Below are 16,310 nucleotides of genomic sequence, written 5' to 3' on the forward strand. Positions count from 1 at the left end.
TCGTAAATCACTTCACTCTATCGCCGAACCGGTCTATTTCGTAACTGTGGCCGTTGTTAGTAACGGTAGCGCGACCATTGTTGAAGACGCTGATGTCGTCGTACTGGGGTTCGATAAACCATTTTCCGCTGCGCCACAGGCCCCATTGGCCATTCTTTTTGGCTGCCCGTTCACCATACTGACCCACGTCGTTGAGCAGTTCGTCGTAAGGCTTGTAAGCATCGGCGGGCTTGCTGGTGGCCTCCTTGCCGGTGGCTGCATCGGTGGGTTGTTTGGGTGAGGCCTGGGTACGGGCTAGTTTGGCAGCTTCGGCGGCGGCACGGGCTTCTTTGGCCAACCGTCGGCGACGTTCTTTAGCTGATTCACGCTTAGGTGGGGCCGCTGTAGCCGACTCGTCGGCTTGGGTGGGGCGGGTCTGCTCCGTATCGGCCTGGGCTGTTTTGGATTCACGCTGACTGCGCACCAACATTACTACAAAGCCAATAAGCCCCCCGGCAATGAGCAGGGCCACGAAAAAGTCGCGTAGTCCGGTCGATTTTTTGGCGGGCGCAACCGGAGCAGTGAGGGGTACCACCGGGGTCTGAGCAGCCACAGGAGCCGCCGAAACAGGGGGCGGTGTAGCGGGTGGTGGCGAGGTGGGGCGGTCCCACCAAACCAGGTGTCGCCAGTCGGTAGAGGTGAGTTTGTCACGAAGTGTTTGGCCAACGGGTTCGTTCTCGGCGGCGTAGAAATTGGTCGACAGATAGGTTTTTACGGCTTCGGCCAGGGCGGTTTCGCTGTAATCGATGGCCCGAAACAACCCCTTGATGGCATTGGCGGGAATGTGTTCCTTATAATCGTCTAGTATATCGCGCACTTTCTGCTGCATCCGCTCCGCCGACTCACCGTTGGCGTTAGTGGGTGAAACCGTTGGCAGAACGGGGGTCGTAGAAGCTGATAATGGGCTAGGCTGTTCAGTGATTGAAGCGGCAGGAACCGGCGGCGCAACGTCGGGAATCTTGGCCAGAATATGGGGTATCCACTGCTCCGTTACGAACACCCGCGACAGGCCCAGCCGGTCAGCGTCCTGCGCAAAAAGGTCAATCTGAAGTTCTGAGAGGTGTTTTTCGTTGTCGGCACCTGCTTTCTGAATTGCCGCCTGCAAATCGAGGATTTTGCTAAAGCGCGTATTGAGCGTCCGGCTGACGTCTTCCACTAACCGGGGGAAATCAGTAATACCCAACTCGGCGGCTTCGGCAGGCAGGCCCGTACGCGCCCATTTGTAGTCGGGCATATCGCCCTCCTCCAGCACCAGTTTATTCTTGATCCGTTCTCGTAAATCGTCCTGCGTCATTGAAAAGAGGTTCAATGTCTAATGTTCCATGTCCAATGATCCTCGACCAAAGCAAAATTACTTTTTGACGTGGCTATCGACATTGAACCTTAGACATTAAACCTTGATCTCGCCTAAACAAATCCAATGCGGGCTTTTTCTGTGATCTGCCACTTGTCACCCACCAGCGTGAGTTGCCCCGGCGTGAGCGTCTGAATACGCACCGTACCCGACTGCATGTTGGGCTGGTTTTCGTACAAACAGGCATCACTCAGATACGAATACGGGTCGCTCATGGCTACCTGCTGGGCTTCGGGGGCGGCACTAATACGGAATTGAGCGGTTTGGGGGCTGGTTAGTTCCAACTCGTAGACCATGCCCCGCTCAGCCTGTTCTGATAAGCCACTGACACTGAAGCCATTGCCCAGATCAGCCGTCCGGGCAAACAGTCGTGTTGGTGCGACGGGGGCAGCAGGAACCACCGGAGTTGGGGCAACTGACGCAGCCGCGACGGGCTGTGGAGCCGGAGGAACAGGCGCAGCAGGCGAAGGTGTCACCGACAGCGGCACGGCAGCGGGGCTGGTGGCGTTCGCCGCCAAATCGGCCTCACGCTGACTAGGTGGGGGTGTCACGGGTGGCGTTGGGCGCAGAGCCGAGGCACCCGCCACACCCGCACCGGGTTGATTGGCAGCTTGTGCAGGAGGCTGTTGAGACGGGGTTGGCGGCGTAGCAGGTACGTTGCCAGGGTTAACCGGGTTGTTGCCCATTGGCCCGTATCCCTGCTGCGGCTGCCGTGGCTGATTAGCCATGGGGGGCTGACCACCAGCAGGTTGCGCCCGATCAGCGGGGCGGTTAAGGTCGGCGGGGCGGTTTGGTTCGCCAGGGCGTGTGGCGGTGGTCTGGCGTTTTTCCACCATCGTCAGCCGGTTCGAGAGTTCGGCCAGGGTCATGTTCAGGCGGCGGTTATCGTCCAGCAGCCCGGCCACCTGCGTCTCCAGCGCGCTGGTATCGGCCTTGGCTCCTCCTCCCCTGCCCGACTGCATCAGTAGCCAGTAGAGATACCCAACGCCCATCAGGCTCAACGCCGACAACACCCACAGTGGCCACGTACTCCCCCCACCCGCCGACGGAGTATCCTTTTCATCAGTAGGGGCTGCTTCTGCCGTAGCTTCATCGGCGGCACCGGCTTGTTCGGCCACAGCCTTTTCAGGGTTTTGGCCACCAGCCAGGGCCATCATTTTGGTCTGGTAGGCGGCGTACGAAGCCAGTTTAGTTCGGTGTTGCCGTTCGGGTCCGCTCGTGACGCGGCTGATCACGTATTTGCGCAGGCTGTCAAGCACAGCCCCTTCGCTCGTAAACGCATCGGCGGCAAACTCGTCGTTGAGCTTCAGGCTGTGCTTTTTGATGTCGTTCACCAGTCCATCAGCTTTTTTAAGGCTGTTGTCTTTGATGAACGTCGATAAATCGGCGTAGGTGTTGCAGTCGACGCAGGCCGTTTTTTTGGCCGCCGGAAACGTTTTTTGGTCGGTAGCCAGAAACTCCAGCGTAGCCTTGGCCATGCCGAGGGTACCTTTTTCAATACCTGTTGGCTCCTGCGACGGCGTTTGGGCAGTGGCAGCCATAGCAACGGCCATGAGGAAAAGAGTGGTGATGGTTTTCATGGAGGTTTAGGGGGAAGGGGAGTTGGTGGTTTGTGGTTTGTGGTTGGCTTCGCGCTTGTCACCTCACGTCATCCCACTAGAGCGCGAAGCAACGACAAACCACAAACCACCAACTCCCTTTTCAACTCGCAATTTGCTTCGATAACTCGTAGAGCGCGTGCTTGAGGGGCAGGAAGAAGTAGGTCTCCGAAATGGCCTGGTTTGGTTCCTGCTCCATACCCATTCGGGCCAGCATGTAGCTGTCGTAAAGGGCACCGTTGCGCGTCACGTCCGAGCCAAGCAGGAACGGCAGATACTGCTCCGGGCTTTGGATTTTTTGCTCGCTGAGGTAATAAGCGACGTCGCGGTCGGTGAGGGTCTTTTCGAGGAACAGCTTCACGTTGGTTAGCACCGAATCGTGGAAGGCACGGTCCTGACTTACCTCACCAATCTTGGTGCGGCGGTAGTCAAACGGGGCGTTAACCACTTTCTGGCCAGGCGCAACCGGCTGACTTTGTGCAGGTTGCGAACCCCACGTCGTGATGGGCGCACCAAAACTAGTGTCCTGCTGGGCTTCGGCGGGGGCGGGCAGGGCCTTTTGTTCCAATGGTGCATTACCCCAGTAGCAGGCCGTTTGGCGGGTGTCGTACTTAGCCTTTTCCATTGGGCTGGCGTTCTCGAACAGCACTGCCCCGTTGGCCGTAGTCTCCTTCGGGTTCTCGCTCAGCACCACCTCGAAATCGCTCGGTACGGGCAGAGTCGAATAGGCTTTGAACAGCATCTTTGTAAACTCGATCAGCCGCCGCGATGACCCCAGCATCTTCAAATACTGACTTCCCCGACCGGTAAACGTCAGGTAGCGCGGCAGGGCCAGCTCGTTGGCTTCGATCAGTTGCACCAGGTGGTACACAATGGCCGAGTAGTGCAAAAACAACACAATCCGCAGCGCAGGTCGGCCATCTACAATAGACTGCGTGAACTTGTAATGGTCGTTGTTGCGGAACAGCAGGCTCACGATGTCTTCGGCGCTCAGGTCGTTGTTGGCCAGGAACGTATCCAGGATCTGATCTTCCTGCGCCGGGGCCTGACTAAGCGTACGGCGATACTGCAAGTAGTTCAGAATGAATCCGTTATCCTTCTGGTGCGACGGGTGTCCCTGCTGATTCAGACCACCGCCCCAGATGTCGTAGCCCGCAAACCGGAACGAGGTGTTGAGGTAGCGGTTCTGCTGCTTCATAAACAGCATGATGTCGGCAGTGCCGCCCCCGATGTCTACGTTCACGGCGTCAGCGAAGGATTTCACGCCCTTCGTAACGAGGTAAAAATGCGGGGCCAGCGATTCGGGCACGGGCGTGGGGCGGAAGTACTGCGTGGTTTTGAACACCCGCCGAAACGCCTTTTCCCACTCCTCCACCAGCTTGTCTTCCGTATCGGCCTGCATACTGGTGGGGGCCAGCCAGGTGATTTTAGTGTCGGTGAGGTTGCCCTGATTGAGCAGGATCTTATTCCGAATCAGCAGCAGCATGGCCTCGAAAAACGCCCGGACGCGGGGCCGGTTCATGGGGTCGCCGGGTTGATTTTCAAACAACCACTTCAGGTTGGTCACGTAGCGGTTCACACCCGTGCTGCCGTCTTCGAGGTCAATATTGAAACCCAGGTTGATCTTGCTGAACAGGTTATCGCCCGCATCGGCCGAACCGGTTTTCTCAAAAACGGTGGTCCGCAACGGAAACGTAAATGGCGATCCGTATTCTTTGCCAATGATGGAAGGCACAAATTCGCGGCGGATAAACTGATCCATCTCCGGGAGTTTTCCCTGCCTTGCCCCCAGCCGATAACGTTCGTAGGGTGTCTGCGCCTCGTAGCCTTCGTAGGGCTTATTGAGCGACACCATCTGCAACTCGTCGTTATCCAGGTTGACCTTATCATCGCTGATAGCCAGCGTTTTAGGGTCGCTGTTGCCCAGGTTGCTATCGCTGTAGGCCACGTGCGTGTTCGACGTTCCGAAGTCGATGGCAAACGTAAACGGCTTGTAGCCCCGCTCGTTAATGAGCGTGAATTTGGGCAGTACCAGCCCCCGGTAAGGCATGCCGTTGCGCTGCAACTGCACTTCCAGCAGGTCAAACGCCTGCGGCACTTTGTAGTAGTACGACGCCGCCTGCGTAGGTCCCGATTTGGGGGTACGGTGTTCGGGCGCGGCCACTACCAGCGGCTGGTTATTCACCACCTGATCAAACTGGAAAAACCGCACCGACCGGCCCGCGTGGAAGCCAGCCTCGTCTTTACTGGCGTCCAGCAGCATCACCGTATACTCGTTCAGAGCCTGCAACTGCAGGTCGGGCAGGGTGATGCGGTAGAATGGGAAACAGGCCACCCCCGCCCGGAACTCAAGCATGGTGTCGGGGTTGCCGAGGTTATATTCCTTCCGAAACGTGACCGTGCGGCTGTTCTTGATCGGTATCGTCAGCGACGCAATCACCACCCGGTCGAGGCCCCGGTCTTCGGTACGCAGGGAAAGCTGTTTGGGCAGATCTTCGAGCCGGAAGAAGTTGAAGTACTCTTTCCGCACGGGCAGCAAAAACTCCATATCGCCGGGTGTACCGGTGAAAAAACGGCCGCTGTTGAGCTTGTAGGGCATCTGCACCAGGAAGTCTTCCAGAAAATCGTCGGTGGTCACAAACGGGTATTTCACGTTATCGACCCCTGGCAGGAACCGCTCCGACAGCAGGAAACCACCGCCCAGATCGCGTTGCCGCATGATCACGGTGTTGCTGTTCCAGACCGTGTTTTTCACGTACCGCCCCGACATGTCCATACGCGAGGCCAGGGCCAGCGGCTTGCGTACGCCGGTTGCCGTGCCGTTCTGCATTTCGCGGGCGTAGAAATTCACGGTGGGCTGCATCACGAAGTCCGAATTCTCTTCGATGTCGTTGAGCACGTCGTCTTCCCGAACACGATACAGCGGCACACCCGGCAGCACCTGCAACACCGACGTGCTTTCGCCCCGCACCTGAATCGGCTCGAAGTTGGCCAGCGTCAGTCCTACCGAGAGCGGGGGTGCCACGGCGCTGTCGAAGAAAACGCGGTAGAGGTATTCTTTGAAGCCCCCCGCCGGCAGCAGGTTATTGTATTGCTCATACCAGCGGCGCAGGTAAGTGGTAAAACCCTCGTCGCGGCTGTGCAGGGGCACATAGTCGTTCTGAAACAGCACCCGGCCCGTGCTGCTCTTGGGCGGGTCGATAAACTTGTTCTGGCGTTCCTGTTCCCAGTTGGGCGAGGTAAACACCAGCGTCAGCGGCGAGGTGCCACCCAGCAGCGCGCCCTTGTAATAGATCAGTGTGGTGATCTGCACTTGAGCCAGTTCATTCCGAAAATCAAGCTCCAGGGCCTTGGCCAGCACCTGATGCGGATGCCGCGCCGCACCGCCCACAGCCGTACCCAGCTTGCCCAGCCGCTCGGCGCGGTTCCAGAGCTTATAGGTCAGGTCGTCGGTGTTGCCCGCCTGAAACAGCAGTTCCAGCAAATCGAGGGTGTGCGACACCAGCACGTGATACATGCTCAGCTCGGCGGGTTGAAGGTTGTTTTTCACCATCCGAAACGCCGTGTCGAACAGATACAACCGCGCAAACGGCGACGGAATAGACGTACCTGCTTTGGCGGCCGCACCGGCCGCACCACCCGCCGCGCCCGTAAGCGTGTCAGGAATATGTTCAATGCGGTTGCCCGTCAGGCCCGCCTGACTCCCCGTCCAGCCATTGTGGTTCTGTTGACTAACGTTAGGGTCGGTGTCGATACGAAGGATATGAGGCATGGGAATGTGTTTAATGTCTAACGTTTAACGTCTAAAGTTGCTTCGCGCTCTAGCACGTAAGAGTGCGAAGCAACTTTGGACCCGCAGCGGCGGACCGCTTAGACGTTGAACCTTGAACTATTAATTACGCGTCGGCCAATTGCCGGTTCAGCGGGCCAAGTTTTTCTAGGCACTTGTCGGCTACGTCCATGAGCAGTTGCATGAAGCGGGGTTCGGAAATGGGGTAGGCGGCTTTGAGGTTGTTTTCTCCTTTGCCCGCCACGTCCTGCAAGAATCCTTCGCTGATGCCTTTGGCAAAAAAGCCCGTTTCAATGCGCTTCGAGCGGATCAGCCCGTTGAAGTCGGTGTCAAGATCGAAGGGTGAGAAGCTCCGGTCGTTGTTGCCTAGCTCGCGGAGCCAGGTCTTGTAGGCGTTGATGAAGTTGTCGAGGGCGGTGTAGAACGTGGCCGTGCGCAGTTGCTGCGGCAGGTTCAGGTTCTTGGCAAACGCCTCGCCCAGGTTGTTGGGTACAAAATCGGTGTAGAACTTGGCGGCGTAGGTAAACCGCACCAACGGCTCCAGCAGGTTGGTGTAGGTGCTGTCGCCGAAGTGGGCGAGGTCCAGCGTACGGTCGTTGCGGCGCAGGCCGTATTCCAGATAGCGTTTGTCGGTGCTGAAATCACCCGCCCCGCGCCGGGCAAAGTCGAGGACCGATTCGGCCGCCAGCATTTCCACCACGTGGGCGTTGTTGGCCTGCTTGGCCCCGCCCTCCACATTGGGGTAGAGTTTACTGCCGGGCCGGTCGCCGATGTAATAGAGCGCGTCGAGGTTAATCTGGTTTTGGTAGTACGAGAGGGCGGCCTTCGTTTTCGACAAAAACCGGTTCTGGTCAATGGCGCTTTGGTTGTTTTCTTCCAGCGCGAAATAAGGCATCACCGTCACCGCACCCTTCTTGGCGTTGCGGATGGGCACTTTCTGACTGGGGTGCTGCAACAGCTTAATCAACTGCGGAAACCCCGCCGACCCCGTGCCGCCGAAGATGGAGCTGATGACAAAAATCCGGTCGGTTTGGTCGTTAAACGCGCTGACGAAATATTTGTACACCGGCGAATCTTCCAGTGCATTGAACACCACCGAACCAATGTTTGGGTTGCCCTTAAACCCCACTGAGAGATTCAGTTTCAGTTCGGCGTTGGTCGGTTTCGATGAGTTGTCGTAGAGCAGTTTCAGGAACTCCCGGTCGATGTCTTCTAGGCTGCTTACCTGCAAAAACTCTTCAAATGTGCCCTGATGATCGGTCAGTTTGGGCAGAATAGAATCGCCAATTTGTTGCTGCGACCCTTCGCCGGGGGTTTGCAACGTACCCAGCGGTTGTAGGGCCGTGCTGAAAAAAGGTCGTGCGCCGGCAGTTGGCCCGTCGGTTTTAGGTCCGTTGGGGTAGCCCGTCTGCCGGATGCTGCGGTACAGGTCTACCAGCCGCAAGGCCCGTTCGGTGTCGCCATTCTGCATGTCCATGTCCAGCAAAATCGGGATAATCGTTAAATCGGCAGGCACGTTGGCGCCACTTGCCAGCAGCATCGTGAGCGAACGCAACACCCGCGCCCCCGTACCACCAATACCAAAGAGGAAGAGTTTCATAAAAGATGTTAGATATTGGACGTTGGATGTTGGATAAAAGATCAGTGTAGTAATCCGACATCCAAAATCCAACGTCCAAAATCCATTTAAAAAGGCGTTCTTTTCGCGAAAATGGAAACGTTTTTTAACGCCAGTGAAAAGAGAAAAAACAAGATCACAGCCAGCAAAGCATTTACGCCGCCGAAACTGGTCATATATGAATCCATATCATCGGCACCGGTGCGATCTTTGGCGTAATACGTGGCGTAGAAAAACCCAAACAAGGCCATGATAATCAGCGTAATAGCCCAGTGACTGGTACGGTGAAAAATAGCTTTCCACCGGCCCAGGCCTACATAAAAAATCGCCGCTAAAATCAGCGCAACCAGGGTGGTTGTAGTGCCCACAGGCGCAAATATTTCGTCAACATAAATCGGGTCATTATTCTGACCCAGGAAGAGTTCGTAGATGGATTGGAACATAAAAGGGTAGTGATAAGTGGTGAACGGTAAGTGATGAGTTTGCTGCCGCTAGAATAGTTAACGGGCGTAAGCAAACTCATCACTTACCGTTCACCTCCCATCACTTATTTAGTTTAATACTCAGGTTAGCAAATTCATTTCCGCCGGTTTGGTAGGCTTCGCGGACGCCGGTCATGAGGTGTTCCAGAGCGAAGGTCTTGTTTTTGCGGCCCGCCTCGGTGCGGTCGTCCATGGTTGACCAGGTGGTGTACCAAGTGTCGAAACGAACGGGTAGTTTCAGGTTCAGCGTAGCGGCATCGGCAAATAAGTTATCAACGCGGAAGGTGAGCACATGCGTATTTGGCTGGAGCAGTTTTTGTTCGCGATCGCTCATGCGGTCGGTCTTCACGGCGTCCTTTTTTTGCACGTTAATCAGTTTCACGGCCCCGTTGTCGGCGGTGGCGGTGAGGTTGCTTTTCAGATAGGCTTCCGTCTGCGCATAGTCGGGCAAGCCGTTCAGATTCAAGCCAATAGCAAACTCAATGGGTTGCGTTTTACGGCCCATCGTGATGTTGGTCACGTTGTTGTGGTCGGCCCGCCAGTCGCCTTTTTTGTTCAGGGCAAAAAACAGATCGTAGCGATTCAGGGCACCCGCCGCGCCAAAGTCGAGCCGTTTGGTGGGGGGCGTGGTCAGGCCGTCGGCTAGTTGCTGCACAAACGGGCCTACCAGACTTTGCTTACCGATGATCCAGATATAGAACGGCCGCTGTTCGCCCGCCAGCTTCTGCTTCTGGTTTTGGTAGGTATAATACGTACCGTTGAAGGGCGAGGTGTAGGCCAGCACCGTAGCGCCCACCCCCTGCTTGCTGAACGAGGCAAACTGATCGTAGATATTGTTTTTCAACGTGCTGGACGCATCGCTGCGGTTCACCTCCGGGTTGCGCTTAATGTCGGCGTCGGGGAAAGACAGGATACAGTCGGAGACGAAAATGGCGAGGTCGTTGCCCGTGGCTTTGCCCCCCACCTGCTTGAAAATCTGGTGCATTTCCGAGCTTTTGCCAGTAGCCAGCGGCGTGGTAGCCAGTTCGGCCACAAAGGCGTTGACGCCCCCCGTCACGGGCTGCGCTTTCCCCGAAATGGTGTAGAGCGACGTGGGCCGAATCTGGTTGGCTTTCGTGACCACGTCGGCTACCACGTCTTTGAAAGTGGTGCCACCTTTGAGGTAGCCGCCCATACTGGCCGACGTTTCCAGAAAGAAATGAATCGTGCCTACCAACTCCGGTTTGGCGGGAGCGGCGGCTTCTTTTTTATCGCGTTTTTTGCCGCCGCCACAGGCCGAAAACAACAGAAAAAGGGCCAGCAGGCCAACAGTATAGCGCATCAGGGGTGTGTTTGTTTTTGACGGAAAGGTAGTACGTAAATGGCGAATCCAAGCGCCAGCAGGCCCCAACCGTAGGCAGTGGCAGACCCATCAGATTCAAAACCGCGAAACGACATCGACACATATGCCACTAATGAACTGATGGCCACCAGCCAGAACGTACGCCGGATACTAGCCCGGCGCGACAGGACGAAGAAATGCACCATCAGGATCACCAGTCCCACCGCCGCCAGTACGCCAAACAACGATTCGGTCAGTTTGGGGTTTGGGGTGGTGTAGAAATTGTCGGGTTCACCGCCCGCGCCCAACAGGCAAAAAAGGGTGAGCAGCGCCAGCACAAAACCCGCAATGTTACCCAGCGCCGATGGCTTGCGGGGTACCGTATCGTGAAAATGACCAGGGCGATCAACGGGTATGGCCTCGACAAACTCAACGTCGGGTTCGTTAGCCTCTTCACGCGCATGAGTAGCGTAGGTAGTCAGGCTGCTGCGCAAAGTCACGCGTTGCCCTGGAATAATGTGGCTGGCATTGATGACTTCGTCATCACGGAAATAATGGAGTTGCCCCGGAATAGGGCTATCAGTCTCGGCGCGGAGCACACCGCAGCGCGTCAGTGGGTCGTAATGGATGACGGTACCCTGCATCAGGCAATAGTTGATGGTTGGTCTACAAGCCTAACGAAGCGATCTGGAAACTGTTTTATGTAGCGAAGAGCAGAGAGCCTGGGGCAGAGGGTAAAGAGCATACGCGCAACACTGGCCGCTGACTCCTCGCTCCACGCTCTCTGCTCTTCGCTTACTCCTTCTTCTTATTCGGATCGCGCTTGGTGATGAGGTCACCGGCTTTTAGTTTTTGCGAAACCATCAGAAACGGGCCGGAGATGACCTGATCGCCGGGTTTCAGACCCGACACGATCTGGATGTTCTCAAAATCGCTGATGCCTGTTTTTACCTCGCGCTGTACGGCCTTGCCTTTTTCGGCCACAAACACAATTTCGCGAATGGCCTTCTTAGGTGCTGCGGCGGCTTGGTCAGAGGCGGCGTTGTTGTCGGCCTTGGGGGCGTCCTTCTGCGCCTGCGTACTGTCGGCGCGGGTGGTGACGGCGGCAATCGGTACCGATAGCACGGCGGGACGACGGTCGGTGATGATCTCAACAGAGGCAGTCATGCCCGGTTTAAACGGAAATCCACGCCCGCCCAACTTCGCCGACAGGTCGGTATATGAGCTGTTAAGGATCTTAATTTTCACCTCGAATTCCGTCACCGCATCCGCCGACGATGCTGCTCCGGCGGCGCTGGTCAGGCCATTGGCGGTGTTGGCTACTTCCGTCACGATGCCCTTGAATTTGCGGCCCGCCGTGGTGTATGAATCCACTTCAATATCGGCGGTGTCGCCCAGGGTCACGCGGACAATGTCGTTTTCGTTTACGTTCACCCGCACCTCCATGTTGTTGAGGTTGGCCAGGCGCATGATCTCCGTACCTGCCATCTGCGACGTACCTACCACGCGCTCGCCCTGCTCTACATTCAGCTTGGAAACGGTACCATTCACGGGCGAATAGATTGTGGTTTTGCGCAGGTTTTCTTTGGCGTCGCGGAAAGACGCTTCGGCGCTCTGAATGCTGAACTGCGCGGCCCTGACGTTGGCTTTCTGGGCTTCGATATCCTGTTTGGCCACATTATAGTTGGCCTCGACAGTCTCGAAATCGGCCTGCGAAATGACTTTGTCGGCCAGCAGCTTCCGGCTCCGTTCGTAGTCGGCTTTGGTGCGAATCAGGCGCGCTTCGGCTTGGAGTACACCCGCCTTGCTCTGCTCCAGTTGGGCCTTGCTCTGGTTTACGGTAGCCTGCGCCCGCGCCGAAAACGATTCGTAGTTGTCGGGCCGAATACGGCACAGCAACTGACCCGCCTTCACGGGATCGCCTTCTTTCACGTACATGGCAATGATCTCACCCGACACGTCGGGGCTGATTTTCACTTCCACTTCCGGCTGTACCCGCCCCGACGCGCTCACCCGCTCCACAATGTCGGTACGCTGCGCCACGGCAAAATCGACTTCGGTCATGGGTGGTTTCCCAATCAGGCCCGCCTGCTTGGCTGCCACCAGTCCCACAATCAGTATCACAGCCAACGCGGCCAGTACCCACCAAACTCGATTTGACTTCTTTTTCATGAGTGAAAGAGCGAAAGAGTAAAAGAGTGAAAGAATGATCAGGCCGATTATCCGCAGCAATCACTCTTTCACTCTTTCGCTCTTTCACTAATTAAACGTAAGTGGCTTATTCTGGTAAAAATCTAAAATCTTGACGCGGAAAACATAGTCATATTTGGCTTGCACCAGCTGACCACGGGCAATGTCGTAGCGGTTTTTGGCGATATTGTAGTCTGTGGCGTTGATAGCCCCGGCGTTGTAGCGACTCTCGGCGGCGCGGAAGGCCCGTTCCAGCGAGATCACAGATGCCTCCGTGGCCTGGTAGCGGTTCGAAGCGGCCAGCAAACTGGTATAGGCCGTTTCAATCTGTTGCCGCAATTGCAGGCGCGTGTTGTCGGCGTTCAGCTGGGCGTTGCGCTGCTGAATGGTAGCGTTGGTGATGTTGGTCCGCGCCAGTCGCTGCCCAAAAATTGGGATATTCAAGTTCAACGATATTCCCTGACTAAGGTTGTTGTTCAACTGTTCCAGAAATGTGTAATCGGAACTAACAAAGCCAGTCGAGGTTGTAGAAACCGGAACAGATGCATTTCCCACGTTAATTGTACCGATTTCAGTCGTGACGATAGTATTCGTGCGTGTTATTTTCGGATTACCATTTGATGAATAGATCGTGTTCACACTGCCACTTAATGAAAGTCGGGGATACAAACCAGCACGGGCTACTTCGATACTCCGACGAGCAGCCTCAACACGCAAATCTGCTCCTAGCAGTTGTGGCTGTGTCTGCTTTGCTACATTATACACTTCCGATGCAGGAAGTTCGTAAGCTTCAATTCGTGGATCAGGCAGGTTTATAAACTCTACTTCAAACGGCTGTCCGGCGGGCAGGTTCATGGCCTGCAACAGGGCTAGTTTGGCCAGGTCAACGGTGTTTTGGTTGTTCACCACCACCAATTGGTCGTTGGCTAGTGTCGCCCGAATTTCGTATAAGTTAGCTTCCGGTGCCGACCCTGCGTTGACCAGTTTTTGGGTCCGGTCCACCTGAGCCAATGATGTTTCTACCTGCCGTTTGGCAATGGCCAGTTGCTCGGCACCGGTCAGCACGTTCAGGTATTGCTGAATTACGTTGAGCGCCACGTTGTTTTGCGTCGCGGCCAGTTCTTTCTCAGTTGCCTGTCTAATCAGCTTATTCTGCCTGATGGTATTTTTCAACTGATAACCCTGAAAAATGGGCATCGTTGCGTTTAATTGTAAGCTGTTCGTTCCAATAGTCCTATTAACAAACTGATAAGTAACAGGATCTACGTTGTACCCTGAGTTCACGTTTTGCGAGATAAACGCGTTGACAGAGGGCAGTTGGTTAAATCGTGATTGCCGGAGTTGCAGTTCGCTGCTTTCCACCTGCAACTGCCCCTGCTGAATGGTGATATTATTCTTCAGCGCAATATCGATGCACTGCTGCAGGCCCAGCACCTGCACGGCGTTGGCCTGCGTGTTGGTGGCCGCACCGGGCGTAGCCGCTACCGTAGCCGACGAGCCGGGGGTAATCGAAGCAGGTGTTTGCGCCAGGCATACCGAACCAGTCAGCGGCAGGATGCCAATAGAAAAGGTCAGCCCGATGGCCAGGAGCGTCTGCTTGAAGGGCATTTGGTAAGTAGTCATACGTAGTTGTGGTGTCAATGTTACACGCTTACTTTGGCCATGACCACCGTTTTGGGATAAACGGTGGAAAAGCGCCATGAATCTGGTTTATAATTCGGATATGCAATCTGCGGCCTCGTTTGGCTTTCAGGCCACTAACCGGGCCTTTCAGTATGGCGACGGCCTGTTCGAGACCATTCGTTATGAAGGGGGCAAACTCTGGTTTTGGCCCGACCATTTCGACCGCCTCACGCGGGGCATGGTTGCCCTGCAACTGGCCCCCGTCACGCCTTTCGCCCTGGACGAACTCCAGGCTACGGCACTGGACCTAATCCAACAGAATGGCCTGAGTGATGGTCCCGCCCGCCTGAAACTACAGGTGTGGCGCCAACCCGGCGGCCTCTACACCCCCACCACCCACGCCGCCGACTGGCTCCTGACCGCCCAACCCACCGAGCCATTTGGCATTACCAGCAAAGCCCGCCTCGGCATCTTCCGCGACGTGCGGCTGTCGCCCTCCTCAATATCGGCCTTCAAAACGTTGAATGCCCTCCCCTACGTGCTGGCGGGGCTGTTTCGGCAGCAGCATCACTACGACGAAGCCATTTTGCTCGACATCCACGGCCACGTTGCCGAGTGCGTGGCTTCCAGCGTCTTTTGGCTGAAAGACCATCAACTCTACACCCCCTCGCTCGAAACGGGCTGCATCGACGGCATTGTGCGGCGGCAGCTCATGCGCAATCACTCGGTGCAGGAAGGCCTGTTTCTACCTGAAGCCCTGGCCGACGCCGACGCCGTTTTCTGTGCCAACGTCAATGGCATTCAAGCCCTGCTAGACACGCCGGTGGAAGCGGTGAAACAGTTTAACGTTTAATGTCTAAGGTTTAAGGTTGCTTGCTTGTCAAGAGATCATTGTCAAGCGGACAACCTTAAACCTTAGACATTAAACGTTAAACTACCCTTTCCCCCTCCGGCACCAGCCAGCCGTCTTTCAGACGTACAATGCGGTTGCCGTATTCAGCATTGGCTTCCGAGTGAGTTACCTGCACGATGGTGACGCCGTCTTTCTGGTTCAGCTCGCGGAACAGGGTCATGATTTCTGCCGACTGCTCGGAGTGCAGGTTGCCTGTGGGTTCATCAGCGAAGATCACTTTGGGTTGCGCCACAATGGCCCGCGCCACGCCCACCAACTGCTGCTGCCCGCCCGATAACTGACTGGGGAACAGGTCTTTTTTGGCCACAATGTTGAACCGGTCAAGCACGTCGGCCACGCGGCTTTTGCGTTCGTTGCCCGGCACCCCTTTGTAGAGCAGCGGCGTCTCGATGTTTTCGTATACCGTCAGTTCGTCGATGAGGTGGTAAGCCTGAAACACAAAGCCGATGTGGCTACGGTGTAGTTCGGTGCGCTTTTTCTCCGACAGCTTCTGTACCGGTTCGTCCAGAAAGCGGTATTCCCCCTCCGAGGGCTCTTCCAGCATACCCAGAATATGGAGCAGCGTACTCTTGCCCGAACCGCTCGGCCCCATGATAGAAACAAACTCGCCCTGGTCGATGGTGAGGTTAATATTCCGCAACACGTAGGTACGGCCAAACCCGGCGGGGTAGTGCTTGGCCACGTTGACTAGCTCAATCATAATCGGTTATATTTGACAAGGTTAACTGCTAAACTAATGTACCACCCCTACTTCGACGGCCCGCTGCTTCTGCACGATGACATGGGCACCTATGCTCCGAGGATTCATCAGCGAATCATTGCCAGGCTGACGGCAGGTTTGGGCCATATGTATTTTCAGGAAAAAACATTAGCACTGGAGCCACTGCCCGAAACGATGGTTGACGAAGGTGGGGCTAGTCCAACACCAGATCTCATTTTGGCCAATAACGACAACGATACTATACCTGTTATTATCGAGGTTTGCCACACGGCTGGATTAAAACAGGATATGCGCAAAATCATCAAGTTAGTTGACGAAGACCTGTATGGCATTCTGGAGGGCTTCATTTATGACTACAAAACTCAAATCTGGTACCGTTATCAAGTGGGCAATGGTGGTTTGCTGGAAGAGACATCAGTTTCTGAACAGCTAAGCCTCGATCTTAACGCATTCCTGGTCGATTAGGTCATTCGCTTCGCTGTCATTCAATGGTCATTGGCTTCGCTGTCATTCGGTGGTCATTCAATAGTCATTCCATGACAGCAGAGCGAATGACTACTGAATGACAGCGCAGCCAATGACCAACAACCATAAAGTCAATCGCTGTGCCAGCGCACAAAAAAGCCCCAAATCAGCTGATTTGGGGCTTTTTTGTAAACTA

The 16,310-nt window shown here is 55.6% G+C and carries 12 protein-coding genes; 2 read left to right on the top strand and 10 right to left on the bottom strand.

Annotated features, from left to right (window positions below; genetic code table 11):
- Positions 1–7: 7 nt before the first annotated feature.
- The 9 genes from J2I48_RS21055 to J2I48_RS21095 form a co-directional block, all read right to left on the bottom strand.
- Positions 8–1,333, bottom strand: a complete 1,326-nt coding sequence (locus J2I48_RS21055) for a WG repeat-containing protein (protein WP_207337480.1) — start codon at positions 1,331–1,333, stop codon at positions 8–10.
- Positions 1,334–1,446: 113 nt separating this feature from the next.
- Complete coding sequence (locus J2I48_RS21060) at positions 1,447–2,973, bottom strand: hypothetical protein (protein ID WP_207337481.1); 1,527 nt, start codon at positions 2,971–2,973, stop codon at positions 1,447–1,449.
- A 121-nt stretch (positions 2,974–3,094) separates the two neighbouring features.
- Entirely contained in the window at positions 3,095–6,763 is a 3,669-nt protein-coding gene (locus tag J2I48_RS21065) for a hypothetical protein (RefSeq protein ID WP_207337482.1), read from the bottom strand.
- Between the two features lie 124 nt (positions 6,764–6,887).
- Positions 6,888–8,381 carry a hypothetical protein gene (locus J2I48_RS21070; protein ID WP_207337483.1) on the bottom strand — a complete coding sequence of 498 codons (1,494 nt, stop codon included), beginning with the start codon at positions 8,379–8,381 and terminating at the stop codon, positions 6,888–6,890.
- A gap of 86 nt (positions 8,382–8,467) precedes the next feature.
- Positions 8,468–8,842, bottom strand: coding sequence for a hypothetical protein (locus J2I48_RS21075; RefSeq protein ID WP_207337484.1), 375 nt, complete (start codon positions 8,840–8,842; stop codon positions 8,468–8,470).
- Between the two features lie 100 nt (positions 8,843–8,942).
- Complete coding sequence (locus J2I48_RS21080) at positions 8,943–10,202, bottom strand: hypothetical protein (RefSeq protein ID WP_207337485.1); 1,260 nt, start codon at positions 10,200–10,202, stop codon at positions 8,943–8,945.
- Positions 10,202–10,846, bottom strand: coding sequence for a hypothetical protein (locus J2I48_RS21085; RefSeq protein ID WP_207337486.1), 645 nt, complete (start codon positions 10,844–10,846; stop codon positions 10,202–10,204). The genes J2I48_RS21080 and J2I48_RS21085 overlap by 1 nt, the downstream gene beginning before the upstream one ends.
- Positions 10,847–10,997: 151 nt before the next feature.
- Complete coding sequence (locus tag J2I48_RS21090; protein ID WP_207337487.1) at positions 10,998–12,374, bottom strand: efflux RND transporter periplasmic adaptor subunit; 1,377 nt, start codon at positions 12,372–12,374, stop codon at positions 10,998–11,000.
- Between the two features lie 87 nt (positions 12,375–12,461).
- Positions 12,462–14,015, bottom strand: coding sequence for a TolC family protein (locus tag J2I48_RS21095; protein WP_229376605.1), 1,554 nt, complete (start codon positions 14,013–14,015; stop codon positions 12,462–12,464).
- A 76-nt stretch (positions 14,016–14,091) separates the two neighbouring features.
- Between J2I48_RS21095 and J2I48_RS21100 the strand changes: the two genes are divergently transcribed.
- Positions 14,092–14,868 (top strand): aminotransferase class IV, encoded by a 777-nt coding sequence (locus J2I48_RS21100; RefSeq protein WP_207337489.1) that lies wholly within the window; start codon positions 14,092–14,094, stop codon positions 14,866–14,868.
- A gap of 76 nt (positions 14,869–14,944) precedes the next feature.
- Here J2I48_RS21100 and J2I48_RS21105 read toward each other — a convergent pair whose 3' ends face one another.
- Complete coding sequence (locus tag J2I48_RS21105) at positions 14,945–15,628, bottom strand: ABC transporter ATP-binding protein (RefSeq protein WP_207337490.1); 684 nt, start codon at positions 15,626–15,628, stop codon at positions 14,945–14,947.
- A 36-nt stretch (positions 15,629–15,664) separates the two neighbouring features.
- On the opposite strand from J2I48_RS21105, the gene J2I48_RS21110 reads away from it, so the two are divergent.
- Positions 15,665–16,114, top strand: coding sequence for a hypothetical protein (locus J2I48_RS21110; protein ID WP_207337491.1), 450 nt, complete (start codon positions 15,665–15,667; stop codon positions 16,112–16,114).
- The last annotated feature ends 196 nt before the right edge of the window (positions 16,115–16,310 follow it).

Source organism: Fibrella aquatilis, assembly GCF_017353255.1.
Classification (GTDB): Bacteria; Bacteroidota; Bacteroidia; order Cytophagales; family Spirosomataceae; genus Fibrella; species Fibrella aquatilis.